The organism is Geothrix mesophila, from assembly GCF_022808835.1.
Classification (GTDB): Bacteria; Acidobacteriota; Holophagae; order Holophagales; family Holophagaceae; genus Geothrix; species Geothrix paludis.
In genome coordinates this window covers 409155-427676 of record NZ_JAKZLD010000004.1, presented here as the reverse complement: position 1 = coordinate 427676, position 18522 = coordinate 409155, and the positions used below count along the sequence as shown (strand labels likewise).

Below are 18522 nucleotides of genomic sequence, written 5' to 3'. Positions count from 1 at the left end.
AGAAATACTACGACTTTTTTTATGCAACCGGTTACAAAAAGTAATAATGTTACATACACCCGGTCCACCGGGACTCCGGGAAGGAACCTCCCCATGGCCCTGAACGCCCACGTTTCCGCCCTCACGGACCGCATCCGACAGCGCAGCCACGCGGGCCGGGAGGCCTACCTGGCCCAGCTCCGGGAGACCGGGGCGGCCCGTCCGCACCGCTGCGACGTCTCCTGCGCCAACTTGGCCCACACCTTCGCCGCCGCCGGCGCCGACAAAGCCGCGCTGAAGGAGGGCCGCGAACCGAACCTGGGCATCGTCACCGCCTACAACGACATGCTCTCGGCCCACCAGCCGCTGGGGGCCTTCCCCGCCTGGATCAAGGAGGCCGCCCGCGAGGCCGGCGCCACGGCCCAGGTGGCCGGCGGCGTGCCGGCCATGTGCGACGGCATCACCCAGGGCCAGCCGGGCATGGAGCTGTCCCTCTTCTCCCGGGACGTCATCGCCATGGCCACGGCGGTGGCGCTCTCCCACAACGTCTTCGACGCGGCCCTCTGCCTGGGCGTCTGCGACAAGATCGTGCCGGGCCTGCTCATCGGGGCCCTCCAGTTCGGGCACCTGCCCGTGGTCTTCGTGCCCGGCGGCCCCATGCCCAGCGGCCTCTCCAACGAGGAGAAGGCCAGAGTCCGCCAGCGGTACAACGCCGGCCAAGCCACCCGAGAGGAGCTGCTGGCCGCCGAGGGCGCCGCCTACTGGGCGCCCGGCACCTGCACCTTCTACGGCACCGCCAACAGCAACCAGATGCTCATGGAAGTGATGGGACTGCACCTTCCGGGCGCCTCCTTCGTGCCCACGGGCACGCCCCTGCGGGAGGCGCTCACGCGCCGCGCCGCCGCCCGCGCCGCCGCCCTGGTGGAAGGCGGCGCCGAGTACACGCCCCTGGGCCTGGTGATCGACGAGCGCGCCATCGTGAACGGCATGGTGGGTCTGCTGGCCACGGGCGGCTCCACCAACCACACCCTGCACCTGGTGGCCATCGCCCGGGCCGCGGGCATCGTCATCGACTGGAGCGACTTCGACGAACTCTCCGCCCACGTGCCCCTCCTGGTGCGGGCCTACCCCAACGGCCAGGCGGACGTGAACGCCTTCCACCGCGCCGGAGGCATGGGCTTCCTCATCCGGGAGCTGCTGGACGCGGGCCTGCTGCACGGCGACGTGCTGACCGTGGCGGGGCCGGGCCTGCGGCCCTACACCCAGGCTCCGGCCCTGGAGGCCGGCGAGCTGGTCTGGCGGGACGCCCCAGCGGAGAGCGGCGACGAGTCCGTGCTGCGCCCCATGGCGCGGCCCTTCGATCCCAACGGCGGCCTGCGCCTGCTCACGGGCAACCTGGGGCGCTCCGTCATCAAGGTCTCGGCTGTGAAGCCCGGGCATCGCCGCGTGGTGGCGCCTGCCCGGGTCTTCGACAGCCAGGAGGCCCTGCAGGCCGCCTACAAAGCCGGGAGCCTCACCGGCGACCTCGTGGCCGTGGTGCGCTTCCAGGGCCCCCGGGCCAACGGCATGCCTGAGCTGCACCAGCTCACCCCGACTCTGGCCAACCTCCAGGACCAGGGCTTCCACGTGGCCCTGGTCACCGACGGCCGCATGTCGGGCGCCTCGGGCAAGGTGCCCGCGGCCATCCACCTCTCCCCCGAGGCCCTGGCCGGTGGCCCCTTGGCGAAGCTGCGCGACGGCGACCTCATCGAGCTGGACGCCGAGCGGGGCCTGCTGGAGGTGAAGGTGGACCCGGCCGACTGGGCCGCACGCCCCTTGGCCGCCCTGCCCGCGCGCCACGACCACGGTACGGGCCGCGAGCTGTTCGGGCTCTTCCGGGCCCACGCCACCGAGGCCGAGGCCGGGGCCACCTCCTTCGGCGAGGCCTTCGACCGGAGCCGGCCATGAGCGCCTCCCTCGAGACCATCCTCCGCGCCGCGCCGGTGATGCCGGTCATCGCCCTGGACCGCCTGGACCAGGCCCTGCCCCTGGCCGCGGCCCTGCTGGAGGGTGGCATCCCCACCCTGGAGGTCACCCTGCGCACCCCCGTGGCACTGGAGGCCATCCGGCAGATCCGCCGGGCCTTCCCCCAGGCCCACGTGGGCGCCGGCACCGTGACCACGCCTGAGGCCCTGCGACAGGTGGCGGACGCGGGCGCGGCCTTCGCCGTAAGCCCCGGCCTCACCCGCCCCTTGCTGGAGGCGGCCGCCGGCTCGGGCCTGCCCCTGCTGCCGGGCGTCATGACGCCCACGGAGGTGATGGCCGCCATGGATGCGGGCTTCCGCTTCCTCAAGCTCTTCCCCGCCGAGCCGGCGGGCGGCATCCCCATGCTCAAGGCCCTGGCCGGCCCCTTCCGCGACCTCGCCTTCTGCCCCACCGGCGGCATCAACCCCGCCACTGCCGCCGCCTACCTGGCCCAGCCCAACGTGGTCTGCGTGGGCGGCTCCTGGCTCGCCCCGAAAACCCTCATGGACGCCGGCGACTGGGCCGCCGTCACCCGGCTGGCCCGCGAGGCCGCGGCGCTCCGCTGACCCCTTCACTCAGGAGCTTTTCATGACCCTCAAGATCGGCATCAATGGATTCGGCCGCATCGGCCGCATGGTGTTCCGCGCCGCCGCGCAGGACTTCCCGGACCTGGAGGTGGTGGCTATCAACGATCTGCTGGAGCCCGACTACCTCGGCTACCTGCTGCGCTATGACTCGGTGCACGGCCGCTTCCGGGGCAAGATCTCCCTCGAGGACGGACACCTGGTGGTGGACGGCCGGAAGATCCGCCTCACCGCCGAGAAGGACCCGGCGGCCCTGCGCTGGAACGAGGCGGGTGTGGACATCGTGGTGGAGGCCACCGGCCTCTTCCTCACAGAGGAGCTGGCCTCGAAGCACCTGGCCGCCGGGGCCAAGAAGGTGGTGCTCTCCGCGCCCAGCAAGGACGCCACGCCCATGTTCGTCTACGGCGTGAACCACGACACCTACGCCGGACAGGCCATCGTCTCCAACGCCTCCTGCACCACCAACTGCCTGGCGCCCCTGGCCAAGGTGCTGAACGACACCTTCGGCATCAAGCGCGGCCTCATGACCACCGTGCATGCCGCCACCGCCTCCCAGCGCACCGTGGACGGCCTCAGCCACCGCGACTGGCGCGGGGGCCGGGGCATCCTGGAAAACATCATCCCCAGCAGCACCGGCGCGGCGAAGGCCGTGGGCAAGGTGATCCCCGAGCTGAACAAGAAGCTCACGGGCGTGTCCTTCCGCGTGCCCACCTCGGATGTCTCCGTGGTGGACCTCACCGCTGAGCTGAAGACGGAGACCACGTACGAGGCCATCTGCGCCGCCATGAAGGCCGCCTCCGAGGGCCCCATGAAGGGGATCCTGGGCTACACGGACCGGAAGGTGGTCTCCACGGACTTCCGCGGCGAGAGCTGCACCTGCGTCTTCGACGCCGACGCCGGCATGGCCCTGGACGGCACCTTCGTCAAGCTCGTGGCCTGGTACGACAACGAGTGGGGCTACTCCAGCAAGCTCCTGGAGATGGTGCGGGTCATCACGAAGTAGGCGTAGGGTCCGGGCCGCCGGATCACCGCTATCCTGGTCCGGTTCCCCGGCGGAGTTCCCATGTCCAAGCCCCTCGTGCTGTTCGCGAGCCTCCTGCTCCTCGCCCCCGGGCTCCCGGCCCGGGCGCAGCTGGCCCCGGTGTCCCAGGTCCAAGTTCAGGTCCCGGCCGACCTGCCCACAGGCGAGCGCTGGCTGCGGCACTTCCGCGAGGACCTGCTGCCCTTCTGGAACCTGCCGGATGCCTGGGGCTCGCCCCGGGGCGACTTCCCCACCTTCCGCGGCAACGACGGCAAGGTGGTCGACTGGGCCAAGCCACCCGCCGAGCTGGCGGACGCGCCGGGCTGGATCAAGGCCGAGTTCGGCCGCGAGTACGTCCGCATGAAATCGCGCCAGACCTATTTCTACGGCGCGGCCTACCACCTGACCGGCGACCCGAAGATGCTGGAGCTGGCCCGGGAAGGCGTGGCCTTCATCCGGTCGAAGGCGCTGGATCCCGCCACCGGCAGCGCCGTCTCCTGGTTCGAGAAGGGCGAGCCGAAGCCCGAGGTGCTGGCCCGCACCAGCCAGGACCTGGCATACGCGGAGCTGGGCATGGCGATGTACTGGTACCTCACCCGTGACGAGGCCGTGCTGGCGGACATCCGGCGGCTCAAGGAGCACATCTTCTCCCAGTACTGGAACCCGGACTGGCAGGCCTTGCGCTGGGTGGTGAAGGAGGACGCCGACAAGGATCAGCTCCGCCAGGAGCTGGTGGCCCAGCTGGACCAGGTGAACGCCTACCTGCTGCTGGTCACGCCCTTGCTGCCTCCCAGGGAGCGCCGGGCCTGGACCGCCGACCTGAAGCGCCTCGCAACGGTCATGGTGAAGGACTACCACGACGCCGACCGCCACCTGTTCTGGGGCACCATCGACGACCCCGCCCAGAAGCGGCTGGGATCCCGCCACACGGACTTCGGCCACACGGCCAAGGCCTACTGGATGCTGGAGCGCATCGGCCGACTCACCCACGACCAGGCCCTGATCGACCTCGCCACCGCCGGCGCCCAGGCCGTGCTGAAGCAGGCCTACCTGCCGGATTCCGGAACCTGGGGCTCGCGCCTCGGCCGCGATGGCAGCGTGGACTCGGGCAAGGAATGGTGGATCTACGCGGAGCTGGACCAGCTGGCTGAGACCCTGGCCCTGCGGGACCCCGCCCAGGCGGCACCCCTGCCCCGCACCGCGGACTTCTGGTTCCGCCGCATGGTGGACCCTGTGAGCCACGAGGTCTGGGGTGGCGCGGGAGGGCCTGATTTCGAGCCCTGGGAGGGCCCCAAGATCCACCAGTGGAAGAGCGGCTACCACTCCGCCGAGCACGCCCTGGTGGGCTACCTCACGGCCCAGGCCCTCCACCACCAGCCCGCGGTCCTCTACTTCGCCCCCAAGGATCCGAAGGCGGTCCTGCGACCCTACTTCTTCGACGGGCGCCTGGCGAAGCGCACCAGCCATCCCCTGCCCGGCTTTCCCGGGCGCCGGAAGGTGGAGGCCGCCTTCGTCGAGTTGAAGTAGCGCTCTCTCGAACCTGGGAAGGGGAAGGCAAGAAAGGTAAGCCTACCCACCACCAACGCGCCAAGACCACCAAGAACCGCGAAAGACGCGAATCGCCCTGCGGGCGCGCGAACGGCGAACAATCTTCCTTCCGCCTCCACGCGCGGGGCGGGCTTGGCGGCCTTCAAGAGCTGGCATTCCCGCCCCGCGTGTGGCCAGCCGCGCACGCGCGACTGGGGGCCGAAGGCCCAGGTGGCCAATCTCCATCGCGCTTCGCGCCTTTTCGCGTCTTTCGCGGTTCCTTGCTTTTCTGGCTGGGTCAGGCCGATAACCAGGCTTGGCTTTTCTTGGTGTCTTCGTGGTGTTCGTTTATCTTTTGAAAGCGTCGTACAAGACTATTTCCTGAAGATGGCCGAAGTCAGCGGATCCAGAATCACCGAGGAGCCGCTGACGGCCACGCCGGTGGAGGCGGTGATCGCCGTGGTTCCGGCGGTGGCGCCATCAGCGACCAGGGTGGCCGTGGCGAGGTCGATGTCCGCGGTGAAGGTCTTCGCGGTGGTGTCGGCGTTGTGGAAGACGTACCAGGTGCCCGTGCCGTCCGATGACACGGCCTTGTACCCGAAGGCCAGGGCGCTGCTGCCGGCGCCCGAGGCCGGAAGGCTGGTCAGGCTGGCGGCCCGCACGGCGTCTGGCAGCCGGAAGGCGTTGGTGTTCTTGCGGAGGGCGATGAGTCCTTGGACGTAGCGGTAGAGCTGATATCCGTTCTGGGTCGTGTCGTAGTTGGTGAAGCCGCCCGCCAGGGGGTTGCCGCTTGTGTACACCCGGGACCAGGCCACCAGGTTGATGGCGTCGGAGGCGTTGTAGGAGTTGTCCACGAAGTAGCGCCCGCCGTTCGATTTGGTGTTGGCGTACAGCCCGGTGGTCTCCTTCGTCCGGAACATCTCGTCCCCGGCATGGATGAACGCGAGCCCCTGGGAGGTCAGCAGCGCGGCGTAGCCCACCTTGGCCCGCTTGAGGAGGATGGCGTCGCCTGCCGCGGTCTTGGGCGAGGCGGTGGCCATGGCCAGCACGTCATAGAGACAGAGGTTGTCGTGGCAGGTGAGGTAGCTGGCCACGTTGCTGGTGGAGCCCGGCGCGAAGGTCGGGCTGGTATTCGTGGGGACGCCGGCGATGTTGGAGAACAGGGTGGCCACGGACTGGGAGACGCCCGTGAGGAAGGCGGGCTGGCCGTCGTTGGGGTAGCCGTTCTTGAACACCTGGCGGTAGCTGTCGGAGAACATGGCGACGTTCTGGCCCAGAAACTGGGCTGAGTTTCCCTGGTCCGCGCCGGTGGTGGCATCGCCGTTGTAGTCCGTGGCGGGCCCGCTGTAGAAGCCGTTCCACCCTTCTCCGATGAAGAGGGTCTTCGGGTTGTACGACGAGGCCGCGGCATAGGCGGCCTTCACCGTCTGGGTGTCCAGCACGCCCATGAGGTCGAAGCGGAAGCCGTCCACCTTGTACTCGCGCACCCAGTAGGCGATGGAGTCTACGATGAGCTTCCGCACCATCTTGGCCTCGGAGCGCACGTCCTGGCTGCCCGCGCCGTTCCGGCTGGTGCTGCGGTAGTAGTAGCCCTGGATGCCGGTATCGCCCAGCACGGCGTTGTTGGCGGTGTGGTTGTAGACCACGTCGAGGATGACGCCCATGCCCTGCTTGTGGATCTCGTTGACCAGCGTCTTCAGCTCATTGATGCGGGCGACGGGATCCGTGGGGGCCGCCGAGTACATGCCCGTGGGCGTGAAGTAGTTCTGGGGATCGTAGCCCCAGTTGTAGTTGGCGCCGGAGGTCTTGGCGATGTCCAGCTCCCGGGTGCCGATCTTGGTCTGGTCGTAGGTGTAGTTCTCCAGGGGGCAGAGAAGCTGCACGTGGGTGACGCCCAGCTTCTGGATGTGGGGCAGCAGGTCCACCAGCCCCTTGAAGGTGCCCCAGGTGTGCCCGGCGGCGAAACCGCTGAGGTTGGGATCCACCGTGAGGTCGCGCACGCCGGCCTCGTAGATGATGGCGTCCCGGTTGGAGGCGAAGGCGTAGGGAGCGGCCGTGGCCCCGTCCGGCCCCTTCATGGCCGATCCGTCGAAGTAGTAGGAGGCGCCGGCGTAGGGTGTCCAGCCTCCGTCCGGTCCGACGGATGCGGGATCGATGATCGCTCCCTTGCCGATGCTGTCCCCCGTGATCGAGGCGCTGGGCGTGCGGACCCACTGCGCCATGGACTTGGCGTAGGGATCCAGCACGTACTCGCCGCCCACCTTGAAGATATAGAAGCTCTGCGCGGGGAGTGCGATGGCCCCGGTGCTCCAGACGCCACCGGATCCGCGGGTCATGGCCACCGTGGCGGCCGGCGCGTTCAGGGCGTCGTTCCAGTGGGCGTAGAGGCAGAGGCTCACACTCGCCGCGTTGGGGTTCCAGTAGGAGAAGCTCACGGTTCCGGGACCGAAGACGGGGCCGAGGGAGGTGCTGGGCACCTTGTAGTAGCTGGCGTCAGGGGCCGGCGTGGCGTTCGGATCCGCATCAAGGGCCGAGGCGCTGGGGTTGGAAGGGCTCGTGCTCCCTCCCCCACCGCCTCCACCTCCGCAGGCGAGCAGGAGGGCCAGGCTGGCGGCCAGGGGAGACAGGGCGGCTCGGGACATGGGGCCTCCTGCGGAGGAACTAGCGGGAGACCCGCTTGTACATCCGGCTGTAGTACTCGTCGAGCATGCGCTCGACACCGAAGGCATCACGGGTGCTCCGGATCGAGGCGGCCATCATGTCCACCCAGGCGTCGTGGCGATCGTAGTAGGTGGGCAGCACCTCGTCGGACAGCACCTTCTTGAAGGCTTTGAAGTCGTGCTTGTCCAGCAGGGCCTCGTCCTCGCTCTCGAACCCGTCGCCGAACTGCCAGCCGTTCACGCCGTGTTCGCAGGCCTCGGGCCACCAGCCGTCCAGGATGGAGAGGTTGAGCACACCGTTCATGGCGGCCTTCATGCCGGAGGTGCCAGAGGCCTCCTTGGGCCGACGCGGGTTGTTCAGCCACACGTCAGAGCCGCGGGTGAGCATGCGGCCGATCTCCATGTCGTAGTTCTCGAGGAACACGACGCTCTCGGGGTACCGCTTCGTCATCTCCAGGATGTTCTCGACGATGCGCTTGCCGTTGTCATCCAGGGGATGGGCCTTCCCGGAGAAGACGATCTGGACTTTGCCTCCCTTCAGCAGCGGCTCGATGAACTTCCGGTCGGTGAAGATGAAGTTCGAGCGTTTGTAGGGCGCGGCGCGGCGGGAGAAGCCGATGAGGAGCCGGTCAGCGTCGAGCTTCACGCCCGTGCGGGCCTCCACGAAGGCGATGAGCTTCTTCTTGTTGTCCAGGTGCGCCTTCCAGAGGGAGTCCTTGGCCTTCTTCGTGCCATCGTAGGCGGCGCCGAGGTCGAGCATGCGGGCATCCACCCAGGTGGGGCGATGGATGGCGTTGGTGATGCCGATGATCTCGCTCCGGCCCTCGATGTGCTTCCACATCTTGTTGGAGGTGACGCGGTGCAGGTCCGCCACGGCATTGGAGATGCGGGACAGGTGCAGGGCCCCTACGGTCATGTTGAAGGGGCTGCCCCCGAGCTGCTTGAGCTGGGCCTTCGTCATGCCCAAGTTGGCGCCCATGTAGAGGAAGCGGTCGATGGGATGGGACTCGTTCCCCTGGACGATGGGCGTGTGGGTGGTGAAGACGACCTCCTCGCGGGTCTTGGTCCAGGCGGCCTCGAAGGCGGCACCCTTGGCCATGCGCTGGTGCATCAGCTCGAAACCCGCGAACAGGGCGTGACCTTCGTTGAAGTGGTAGACATCGGGCTTGATGCGGAGGGCCTGGAGGGCGCGGACGCCGCCGATGCCCAGCACCATCTCTTGGGCCACGCGCTCCTCGCCGAACCAGCCGTAGAGCTGGCCCGTGATCCAGCGGGCCTCGCCATCGTTCTCCTCAATGTCCGTGTCCAGCAGGTAGAGGGAGTCCACCCCATAGCTGTTCACACGCCAGACCTTGATCTTCACCGGCCGGCCCTTGATCTCCACCTCGACGGTGACGCCGGTGTCCTCCAGGAACTCGTGGCTGGCGTTCTTGTAGGCGTCGTAGACCTTGCCGGTGGAGGGGTCCACCATCTGCTCGCCGTAGCCCTGCTTCCAGCGGATGCCGATACCCACCATCGGGTAGCCGTGGTCCTTCACGCCCTTCAGGTAGTCGCCGGCGAGGATGCCCAGGCCGCCGGAATAGATCTTGAACGAGCTCTCGAGGGCGTATTCCATGCAGAAATACGCGACCCGGGGCAGCTTCTTGGTGGTCATGCAGGCTCCTTCGTTCCCGATTTGTGCGATGTTCAGCGCGCCATTCGTGCCGAATGGCGCGGAGGTCAAATTCAGTGGGCTTCGCCCTGCACCCGCTCCAGCAGCACGACGCCATCGGCCTCCAGCGTGACCTTTCCGGCCGCCACCGTGGCGGTGCGTCCGGTGTAGGCGTCCCGCAGCGTTTCGCCGTCCTGGAACGCGCCGGCCACGGGCAGGCTCACCTGGCCCTTGGCGCCCAGGGCCACCACCACGTGGTCGCCGCTGGCCGCTTCGACGCGGCTGAAGGTGTAGGGAGCGTCGCCCAGCTGCTTGTGTTCGCCGGTGGCCAAGGCCCGGTGGCGGGCCCGGAAGGTGCCGAGCTTGCGCCAGTGGGCGAGGACCTTCGCATCCACCTTGCCCCAGTTCATGTCCGAGCGGGTGGCCTGCTGCTTGTCCGTGCGGGGCATGGGCCCCTCGGGCCGCGCGGTCTCGTCGCCGTAGAAGATCTGCACACCGCCGGGGGCCAGCAGGAGGGCCGTGCCCCCCTCGATGAGCCGCGCGCGGTCGAAGAGCTCGGTGTCATGGGACGAGAGGTAGTTCAGCATGTGGACGGGCTTGCCGGCCTGGGCCTGGGCGTAGCTCCGGAAGAGCTTCTCGGGCTTGGCGAAGGCGCCGTCCTGCTGCTGGAAGTCGAAGTTGATCATGGCGTCGAAGCCGAAGCCCGTCATCTTGTGCTTCTCGGGCCCCGCGCCCCAGTACTCGCCCACCATCCAGAAGGGGGCCTCGTCCACCTTGCGGGTGGGGTTCTTGGCCTTGAACTCCGTCAGGGCCTTCACGGCCTCGGTCTTGAGGGCGGCCCAGGCCTCCGGCTCCACGTGCTTCACCGTGTCGCAGCGGAAGCCGTCCACGCCGTACTCGCGCACCCAGTCCGTGAGCCACTTGATGAGGTAGCCGCGCACGGTGGTGTTGGCGAGGTCCACCGCCTTCGTGTCCGTCTTCTCCTTCAGGAACTTCGGGAGCTTCACGGCCTCGGTGCTCTCGGTCCGGAAGTCCGGCAGGAAGGCCAGCTGCATGGTGAGGTCGTTGCGGCCCCCATCGATGTAGCCGGGCAGCCCGGCGCGCACCCAGGGCCGGCCCCACCAGTCGCCGAACTTGAAGGAGTTGTAGTCGATGTAGTTGTGGTAGTTCCGCAGCAGGTTCGGGTCCTTCTCCCAGCCCTCCCAGAGCACATCCACCTTCAGGTCCTTGGCGGTCTGGATGTCGAGGTAGCCGGGGTGGTTCATCACCACGTCGAAGAGCACGCGGATGCCCTGGGCGTGGGCCGTGTCCACCAGTTCGCGGAGGTCCGCCGCCGTGCCCAGGTTCTGGTCGATCACCGTATAGTCCAGGGCCCAGTAGCCGTGGTAGCCGTAGTGCTTGAACTCCCGCTGGCCGCCCTGGACCCAGCCGTGGATCTGCTCGTAGGGCGCGGTGATCCACAGGGCGTTGACGCCCAGCTCCTTGAACCAGCCCTCCTTGAGCTTCTGGGTGAGACCCTTGAAGTCGCCCCCGTGCCAAGTGCCCACGTCGTCCTTGGGATTCATCTCCCGCTGGCGGCCGTAGGCGTGGTCGTTGGAGGGGTCACCGTTGACGAACCGGTCCGTCATCACGAAGTAGACGATGGGGTTCTCGGCGAAGGTGCCGGGAACGGCCACAGGCGCCTGGGCAAGTGCGGACAGGTGGGTCGCAGCGAGTCCAACCGCCAGCAATAGGGAACGAAAAGCCGGGCGGCTTTGAAGCGGAAACATGGGACCTCGGGTAGAAACATTCAACATGACGGTGATTCAAGGCAGGCCTTCTTGTTCACCGTTCATCACCGTCTATCACTGGTTCCTTTTTCTTGAGCGCTCTGTTCGAGGAAAAGGAAGGTCAACCGGTGATGAACGGTGATGAACGGTGAGAAGGCTGAAGGCCCTACTTCTTGCAGACGTGGTCCTTCAGGGCCTCTTCCTTGGAGAAGAAGATGGTGCGGTCGCCGTTGACCACCCAGATCTCCTTGTGGGCGCGGCCGTCGAAGGCCATGTCCTTGGCGCCCTGCTCCTTGATGTCGCCCTTGTGGATGATGTAGTTCACCTGGGACTTGGAGCCGGTGTTGAACTCCTCGAGGTCCACCTGCCAGAAGACGCCGAAATCGGTCTTGCCGGTGGGCATCATGGGGTTGGGCCACTCGATGTCGGGCAGGGGCATGTTGGGGCTCTTCCAGAGGTGTACGCCCCACTTCTCGTACTTGCCGTCGCAGCGGTGGTAGTTGATCTGGATCTTGCCCTCGGGCGGCGCGGCGAGGGCGGGGGTGATGATCAGGGCGATCACGGCGATCGCCTTGAGGAAGGTCGTGCGGAGGCTCATGCGTGACTCCTTGGGGGAAGGGAGGGCTCGGCCCTCGGGTTGGGTGGGAAAGCGGTTCAGCCCTTGTTGGCGCCGGCGGTGAGGCCGGAGATCATCCAGCGTTGGACGAGGATGAAGACGATGGCGATGGGCAGGCCGGAGAGGATGGCAGCGGCCGCGAAATCGCCCCAGAGGTACTTCTGCTGGTAGAGGAACTGCTTCATGCCCGCGGCCATGGTGAGCTGGTCCTGGCTGCGCAGAAGGATGGAGGCCACCGGATATTCGTTGACCGCGCCGATGAAGGCCAGCAGGAAGATGACCATGATGATCGGCAACGCCATGGGCAGGAGCACCCGCCAGAACGCCTGCCAGGGCGTGGCCCCGTCCACGGTGGCGGCCTCCTCGATCTCGGCCGGGATGGTTTCGTAGAAGCCCTTGATGGTCCAGATGTGCAGGGCGATGCCGCCGGAATAGGCGAGGACCAGCGCCCAGGGGCTATCGATGCCGAAGGCGGGGAAGGTGTGCCCGAGCCGGGAGAAGATCGAGTGGATGGCGATGAGGGCCAGGATCGTGGGGAACATCTGCATCAGCATCAGCCCCACGAGCGAGGCCTTCTTCCCGGCGAACTTCATGCGGGCGAAGGCGTAGGCGGCGGTCGTGGAAAGCAGGACCGCCGTGGTGGCCGAGAGGGTGGCCACCTTCACCGAGTTCCACAGCCAGCGCAGCACGGGCAGGTCGGGCAGGATCACCCGGCCATCGGCGTTGGTCACCGGGAGGCCCAGGGCGAAGCGCCAGTGCTCGAGGCTGATGGTCGTGGGGATGAGGCTCCCAGAGGCGAAGTTCCCGGGACGAAGCGAGATGGAGACCACCATCAGCAGCGGGAAGATGACCAGGGCGCAAAGGCAGATCAGGAACACGTGGGCGGCGACGACGCGCCAGCGCTGGGATTTGTCGATGACGATGGCCATGGCGTCTCCCCTCAGCGCTTGGTGTCTTCGGCGATCCGGGTGGACCGGATCTGGATCATCGAGATCACGGCCACCATCAGGAACACCACGGTGGAGATCGCGGCGCCCAGGCCGAACTTCTGGCCCGAGTCCTGGAAGGCCATGCGGTAGGTGTAGGACACGAGGATGTCCGTGGTGCCCGCCGGCGTGGAGGTGTTGAGGAAGTCCGGCAGCCCGCCCGTCAGGAGGTTGATGAGCACGAAATTGTTGAAGTTGAAGGCGAAGGAGGAGATGAGCAGCGGCGTCAGGGGCTTGAGGATCAGCGGCATCGTGATCCTGAAGAAGTTGGTGATCGGCCCCGCGCCCGCCACCGCCGAGGCCTCGTAGAGGTCCTGGGGGATCGCCTTGATGAGGCCCATGCAGACCACCATCATGTAGGGGAAACCCAGCCAGGTGTTGACGATGAGGATCATCGTCTTGGCCAGGAACGGATCCGAGAACCAGGTGGGCTTGATGCCGAAGAGGCCGTTCAGCACCAGGTTGATCTCACCGAAGTTGTTGTTGAAGAGGCCCTTGAACACCAGGATGGAGATGAAGCCCGGCACCGCGTAGGGCAGGAAGAGCAGCAGCCGGTACAGTCCCCGGAACCGCAGGTTCTCCCAGCTGAGCAGCACCGCCAGCACCATGCCGAGGGTGGTGCAGAAGACCACCGTCAGGGTCGAGAAGACGATCGTCCAGATGAAGATCCGCCACAGCGGCTCGCGCAGGGAGGTGTCCGTGAAGATCTGGACGTAGTTCTTCCAGCCGATGTCCACCTGGAAGCCCGGCGTCACCTGCTCGCCGTCGGCGGTCTCGTAGAAGCCGGTCTTGTGGTTGGGCCGGAGGATGCTCTGGTCCTGGTTGTTCGTGAGGCTGCCGTCGGGGTTGCGGGCGTACTGGGGCCGGCTGGGCGCGAACTCCCTCAGGCCGGTCATGCGCACCTGGCCGCCATCGGGCATGGCTACCGTGATGCCCTTGAGGAAGGGCTGCTGGTCGATCAGGTCCTTGAGGGGCATCTCGTCGCCGGGCAGCGGCTCCGTGGCGGGCTGGGCCTTCAGGATGAGGTGCGTCCCCTCGGCGCCCAGGGCGAAGGGCTCCGTCGCGAAGGCGGCGCCGCTGTCGGCGTCCTCCAGGTGGAAGCGCCAGCGGCTGCCGTCGGCGTGAAGCGCGGACGTGTAGGTGGCGCCCTCGGCCCGGTAGGTCTCCTCCAGCAGGTACTGGGTGGCCCGCTTGAAGGTCAGGAGGTTCGTGGAGCTGTAGTTCGTGAAGCCGATGCGGATGGTGTAGAGCATCGGGAAGACGACGAAGATCAGCGCCGCGCCGATGCCCGGAAAGAGGTACCGGTACGCGTAGGTCTTCTTCGAGGTGTAGATCCACACGAAACAGACCAGGGTCACGAGCATGACGCCCGCCAGCAGGGTCTCACCGGTGGCGTAGATCACGGTGACGACATACAGCCCGGCCAGTCCCAGGAGGGCCATCAGGAGGGGCGGCAGGAGGCGTTTGAGAACCGGCGGCATGGGCATGGGTGGATCCGAATCGGGAGGAGGGCCCCGGGCGGCGGAGCGGACCCAGAGGCCCGCCCCGCACCGGGAGGAACGGCTACTTGAGGATCCGCTTGGCGGCGGCGTCCAGGGCTTCCTTCGGGGTCTGGCGGCCTTCGGTCATGTTGTTCAGGGCGGAGACCATGGCGGCCCAGAAGCGGCCCATGCGGGGGTTGTTCGGCATGACGACGCCATCGGTGGCGCTGGCCATGGAGACCTGGATGAAGGGATCGTTCTTCATCTTGGCGTAGGCGGCCTTGTTGGCGGGGGCGCCGATGGCCACGTCGGCGTTGATGGTCTCGAGCCCCTTCAGCGTCAGCATGTTGTTCTCGATGAACTCGCGGGCGATGTCCACGTTCCCCGCGGAGGAGGCGGCCTTGGTGATCATGGCACCCATGTAGCCCACGAAAGGCTTGGCGGGCTTGCCGGCCACGCTGGGGAGCTTGGCCACGCCGAAGTTGATCTTGGCCTTCTTGAGGTTGTCCCAGGCCCAGGGGCCGCTGATCATCATGGCGAGCTTGCCCTGGGCCATCTGGGCTTCCATGTCGGCATAGGTGGCGCCCTTGGGCATCACGCCCTCCTTCACCAGCTTCGTGAGCAACTCGGCGCCGATGACGGCCCCGGCGTTGTTCACGCCCGTGTCCTTCTGGTCATAGGTGCCGTCGGCGTTCATCTTGAATGCGTAGCCGCCGTTGGCCGCCAGCATGGGCATGGTGAAGTAGGTGTTCGTGTAGTCCCACAGGATGGCCTTCTTGCCCTGGGCCGCGAACTTCTTGTCGAGGGCGAAGATCTCCTCGAAGGTCTTGGGCGGGGTCTTGACCAGGTTCTTGTTGTAGATGAGGGAGACCGCCTCGATGGCCACGGGGTAGGCCCACACCTTCCCCTTGATGGTGAAGGCCTGCCAGGCCTTCTCATCGATCTGGTCCTTGATCTTCTTGCCGGGGGTCACGGCGTTGATGACGCCACTGTCGGCCCACTCGCCCACGCGGTCATGGGCCCAGATCCAGATGTCGGGCCCCTTGCCCTCTTCGGCGGCCGCCTGGAACTTGCCGGGGGCGTCCTCGGGGTGCTCGACGACGACCTTCACGCCGGTCTTCTTGGTGAACTCGTCGCCCACCTTCTGGAGGCCGTTGTAGCCCTTGTCGCCGTTGATCCAGATGAGGAGCTTGCCCTTCTCGGCGGCCTGGGCCACGGTCAGGGCGCCGGCGACGAGCAGGGTGGCGGTGGTGGCCGCCAGTTTGCGGAGGGTGGATGGATGACTCACGACAGTCTCCTTGGGTTGGGCCGGAAGGTCCGGTGGATGAGAACGCTAGATGAGGCGGGTGCAGGCCCGGCCGTCCGGGCCGAACAGGTGGCAGTGCTTGGCCGGGAAATGGAGGTGGGTCTCGTCGCCGGTCCGGAGGGGGGTCTCGGGCAGGGCCTTCACGGTGAGCTGGCCCTGGCCGCCGGGGGCATGGACGTACAGGAAGACGGTGTCGCCCAGGTGCTCCGACACAATCACGGAGGTGCGGGCCGTGCCTTCGCCGGAGGCGGTCTCGGCCAGGAGGCGTTCGGGGCGGATGGCCAAGGTGAGCGCCGCGCCCTCGGCCTGGCCCCGGGCGTCGACCTGGGCGGTCACCTGGGTGCCATCCTCCAGCCGCACCGTGGCCAGCGCTTCCGTCGCGGAGACCAGCGTGCAGGGGAGGAAGTTCATCTTGGGCGAGCCGATGAAGCCGGCCACAAAGCGGTTGGAGGGGCGCCGGTAGAGCTCCAGGGGCGTGCCCACCTGCTCGATGCGGCCCTCGTTGATGACCACGATGCGATCGGCCAGGGTCATGGCCTCCACCTGGTCGTGGGTGACGTAGACCATGGTGGTGGCCAGGTCCTTGTGCAGGCGGGCCAGCTCCACCCGCATCTGCACGCGCAGGCCGGCATCCAGGTTGGACAGGGGCTCGTCGAAGAGAAAGACGCCGGGCTTCCGCACGATCGCCCTGCCGATCGCCACCCGCTGGCGCTGTCCCCCCGACAGCGCCTTCGGACGGCGATCGAGCAGGGGTTCGATCTGGAGGATCTGGGCGGCCCGCTGGACGGCCTCCGTGATCTCCTGTTTCGGACGCCCGGCGAGCTTGAGGCCGAAGGCCATGTTCTCGGCCACGGTCATGTGGGGGTAGAGGGCATAGCTCTGGAACACCATGGCGATGCCGCGCTTGGAGGGCGGCACCTCGTTCACCTGGCGGCCTCCGATGTAGAGCTCGCCGCTGGTGATCTCCTCCAGGCCGGCGATGCAGCGCAGGAGCGTGGACTTCCCGCAGCCCGACGGCCCCACGAAGACGACGAACTCCCCGTCCGTGATGCCGAGGTCGATCCCGTGGAGGATCTCGATGTCCCCGAAGGACTTGCGGAGGGCTTTGAATTGGAGGTCGGCCATGGGGATTCCGGTGGAGACAGGTGGAGCCAGATGGATAGGGCCGCGGGGCCCGGGAGGCAAGGTCAGTTCAGGTCGCCGTGGAGGGTGCCCTGGAAGCCTGTGCCGGCCACGTAGAGCACGCGAACCCCGAAGGAGGGCAGGCCGGTGGCGGTGTAGGTGTCGCCGCTGAGGGCGCCGGCGCCCTTCAGGTCGCCCAGGATGGCCTGCACGGGACCGGAGACGGGCACGCCGAGGGCCGTCAACCCGGAGACGGTGACGGTCTGGGCCGCGCCCGTGAGGTTGGCCACCACCAGCACCCGCTCGGTGCCCGCGTCCCGGAGGTAGGCCAGGGCCTTGCCGGTGCCCACGTCGGTGGAGAGGGTGGTGTAGCCGCCGCGCAGGGCCGGGTAGGTCTTCCGGGCCTGGATGAGGTAGGTGCACCAGCTCAGGATGGAGTCGGGCTGGCCCGTCTGGGCCGCCACCGCCGCCCAGTCCATGGGCTGGCGGAGGTTGATGTCCGAGCCCGCCTTGCCGGTCATGCCCACTTCGTTGCCGTAGTAGAGGATGGGCGTGCCGGGGGACAGGAGGTTCAGGGCCTCGGCCAGGATGATCCTCCTCCGGTCGCCGCCGTACTGGGTGCCGGGGCGCGAGATGAGGTTGTCGTGGTTCGAGTCGAAGGTGGCCGAGCGATAGCCTGCCGGGTAGGTGCGCTGCTCATACTCCCAGAGGGAGGTCAGCTGCGTGGCGTCCCCCCGGCTGATGGTGTTGTAGACCGCCCAGGGCGCGCTGAAGTCCAGGCACAGGTGGAACTCGTTCGTCCCATTGCCGTAGTAGGGGGCCACGCCGGATGCATCGTTGGTCCAGGCCTCGGCGATCATGGCCTTGCTGCTGTGCTTCGTGGGGTCGCCACCCGGATGGGGATGGAGGTCGCCGCTGTCGTACTCGTCCAGCAGCGCGCGGAAGGCCTGGAGGCGCGCGTGGGTGTCCGGCTGGTCCGCCTGCTGGCCGGGGCCGGTCTCGCAGAGGTAGCGGACGGCGTCCACGCGCATCCCGTCGAAGCCGCGGTCCAGCCAGTAGGCCTGGACCTTCCGCATCTCCGCCTGGACGGCGGGGTTGTAGAAGTTCAGGTCCGCCAGGGTGTCCGTGGCGAAGGAGGTGTAGAAATAGCCCGAGGCGCCGGATTTCCAGACGTCCTGGGGCGTTCCGCCGCCCCAGGGGAGGCCCCAGCCCGCGGGCTGGCCGGCGCTCCAGATGTACCAGCTGTCCCGCGTGGCGGCATTCGTGAACCAGGGGTGCTTCGTGGAGGTGTGGTTCGGCACGAAGTCGAAGAGGATCCGCATCCCCTTCGCGTGCACGGCCTCGATGAGGGCCTTGAGGTCCGCGCGGGTGCCGAAGCGGTCGTTCACGGCGTAGTAGTCCGTCGTGTCGTACCCGTGCATGTTGTCGCCCTTGTAGCCGCACTCGAAGATCGGCGAGAGCCACAGGGTGTTCACGCCCAGGGACTGGAGGTAGTCCAGCTTCCCCTGGAGGCCCGGCAGGTCGCCGATGCCGTCCTGGTAGGCGCCGTCGGCGAAGGCCTTCACCCAGACGTGGTAGACCACCGCGTCCCGGTACCAGCCGGGGGCATTCTCCAGCTGCTGCCCGGGGGCGATGGTGGTGGTGTCCACCGGGTAGCGGCTGGCGTCGCTCGATTTGGGGCCGACGCAGGCCATCCCGCCCACCAGGAGGTAGGCGAGCAGGGCCGTGGCCGTCATCAGGCGGGGGATCTTCACATCCGGTCCTTTGCGTCAGGAGCCAGGAAACGGCCCGTCCCGGAGGACGGGCCGTTTCGTCA

General features: G+C 67.5%; 13 protein-coding genes. 4 read left to right on the top strand and 9 right to left on the bottom strand.

Features of this window, described 5'->3' with window-relative positions:
• Positions 1-93: 93 nt before the first annotated feature.
• From edd to MLG87_RS14220, 4 genes are read left to right on the top strand one after another with little or no spacing between them, the layout of a single operon-like run.
• Complete coding sequence (gene edd, locus MLG87_RS14235; RefSeq protein WP_243294379.1) at positions 94-1926, top strand: phosphogluconate dehydratase; 1833 nt, start codon at positions 94-96, stop codon at positions 1924-1926.
• Complete coding sequence (locus tag MLG87_RS14230) at positions 1923-2549, top strand: bifunctional 4-hydroxy-2-oxoglutarate aldolase/2-dehydro-3-deoxy-phosphogluconate aldolase (protein ID WP_243294378.1); 627 nt, start codon at positions 1923-1925, stop codon at positions 2547-2549. Before edd ends, MLG87_RS14230 begins: the two co-directional genes overlap by 4 nt.
• A 22-nt stretch (positions 2550-2571) precedes the next feature.
• The gene (gene gap / locus MLG87_RS14225; protein WP_243294377.1) at positions 2572-3570 is read left to right on the top strand and encodes a type I glyceraldehyde-3-phosphate dehydrogenase; all 999 of its coding nucleotides are present in this window, start codon (positions 2572-2574) and stop codon (positions 3568-3570) included.
• A gap of 60 nt (positions 3571-3630) precedes the next feature.
• Positions 3631-5115 carry an AGE family epimerase/isomerase gene (locus tag MLG87_RS14220; protein ID WP_243294376.1) on the top strand — a complete coding sequence of 495 codons (1485 nt, stop codon included), beginning with the start codon at positions 3631-3633 and terminating at the stop codon, positions 5113-5115.
• Positions 5116-5489: 374 nt separating this feature from the next.
• Here MLG87_RS14220 and MLG87_RS14215 read toward each other — a convergent pair whose 3' ends face one another.
• The 9 genes from MLG87_RS14215 to MLG87_RS14175 form a co-directional block, all read right to left on the bottom strand.
• Complete coding sequence (locus tag MLG87_RS14215) at positions 5490-7757, bottom strand: alpha-amylase family glycosyl hydrolase (protein WP_243294375.1); 2268 nt, start codon at positions 7755-7757, stop codon at positions 5490-5492.
• Between the two features lie 19 nt (positions 7758-7776).
• The gene (gene glgP / locus MLG87_RS14210) at positions 7777-9429 is read right to left on the bottom strand and encodes an alpha-glucan family phosphorylase (protein ID WP_243294374.1); all 1653 of its coding nucleotides are present in this window, start codon (positions 9427-9429) and stop codon (positions 7777-7779) included.
• 71 nt (positions 9430-9500) lie between these two features.
• On the bottom strand, positions 9501-11156 hold the full coding sequence (locus MLG87_RS14205) for an alpha-amylase family glycosyl hydrolase (protein ID WP_243294373.1): 1656 nt from the start codon (positions 11154-11156) through the stop codon (positions 9501-9503).
• A 205-nt stretch (positions 11157-11361) separates the two neighbouring features.
• Positions 11362-11793: a pullulanase-associated domain-containing protein gene (locus tag MLG87_RS14200; RefSeq protein WP_243294372.1), complete on the bottom strand. Its 432-nt coding sequence runs from the start codon at positions 11791-11793 to the stop codon at positions 11362-11364.
• Positions 11794-11849: 56 nt separating this feature from the next.
• On the bottom strand, positions 11850-12740 hold the full coding sequence (gene malG / locus MLG87_RS14195) for a maltose ABC transporter permease MalG (protein WP_243294371.1): 891 nt from the start codon (positions 12738-12740) through the stop codon (positions 11850-11852).
• An 11-nt stretch (positions 12741-12751) separates the two neighbouring features.
• Positions 12752-14284: a maltose ABC transporter permease MalF gene (gene malF, locus MLG87_RS14190; RefSeq protein ID WP_243294370.1), complete on the bottom strand. Its 1533-nt coding sequence runs from the start codon at positions 14282-14284 to the stop codon at positions 12752-12754.
• Between the two features lie 76 nt (positions 14285-14360).
• On the bottom strand, positions 14361-15566 hold the full coding sequence (gene malE, locus MLG87_RS14185) for a maltose/maltodextrin ABC transporter substrate-binding protein MalE (protein ID WP_243294369.1): 1206 nt from the start codon (positions 15564-15566) through the stop codon (positions 14361-14363).
• 45 nt (positions 15567-15611) lie between these two features.
• Positions 15612-16709, bottom strand: a complete 1098-nt coding sequence (locus MLG87_RS14180; RefSeq protein WP_243294368.1) for an ABC transporter ATP-binding protein — start codon at positions 16707-16709, stop codon at positions 15612-15614.
• A gap of 62 nt (positions 16710-16771) precedes the next feature.
• A complete protein-coding gene (locus MLG87_RS14175; protein WP_243294367.1) occupies positions 16772-18460 on the bottom strand; it encodes an alpha-amylase family glycosyl hydrolase in 1689 nt (562 codons plus the stop codon).
• Between the last annotated feature and the right edge of the window lie 62 nt (positions 18461-18522).

Bases quoted from the DNA above. Each gene is read 5' to 3' on its own strand.
- edd (WP_243294379.1), top strand. From the start codon at position 94: ATGGCCCTGAACGCCCACGTTTCCGCCCTCACGGACCGCATCCGACAG.
- MLG87_RS14230 (WP_243294378.1), top strand. From the start codon at position 1,923: ATGAGCGCCTCCCTCGAGACCATCCTCCGCGCCGCGCCGGTGATGCCG.
- gap (WP_243294377.1), top strand. From the start codon at position 2,572: ATGACCCTCAAGATCGGCATCAATGGATTCGGCCGCATCGGCCGCATG.
- MLG87_RS14220 (WP_243294376.1), top strand. From the start codon at position 3,631: ATGTCCAAGCCCCTCGTGCTGTTCGCGAGCCTCCTGCTCCTCGCCCCC.
- MLG87_RS14215 (WP_243294375.1), bottom strand. From the start codon at position 7,757: ATGTCCCGAGCCGCCCTGTCTCCCCTGGCCGCCAGCCTGGCCCTCCTG.
- glgP (WP_243294374.1), bottom strand. From the start codon at position 9,429: ATGACCACCAAGAAGCTGCCCCGGGTCGCGTATTTCTGCATGGAATAC.
- MLG87_RS14200 (WP_243294372.1), bottom strand. From the start codon at position 11,793: ATGAGCCTCCGCACGACCTTCCTCAAGGCGATCGCCGTGATCGCCCTG.
- malG (WP_243294371.1), bottom strand. From the start codon at position 12,740: ATGGCCATCGTCATCGACAAATCCCAGCGCTGGCGCGTCGTCGCCGCC.
- malF (WP_243294370.1), bottom strand. From the start codon at position 14,284: ATGCCCATGCCGCCGGTTCTCAAACGCCTCCTGCCGCCCCTCCTGATG.
- MLG87_RS14180 (WP_243294368.1), bottom strand. From the start codon at position 16,709: ATGGCCGACCTCCAATTCAAAGCCCTCCGCAAGTCCTTCGGGGACATC.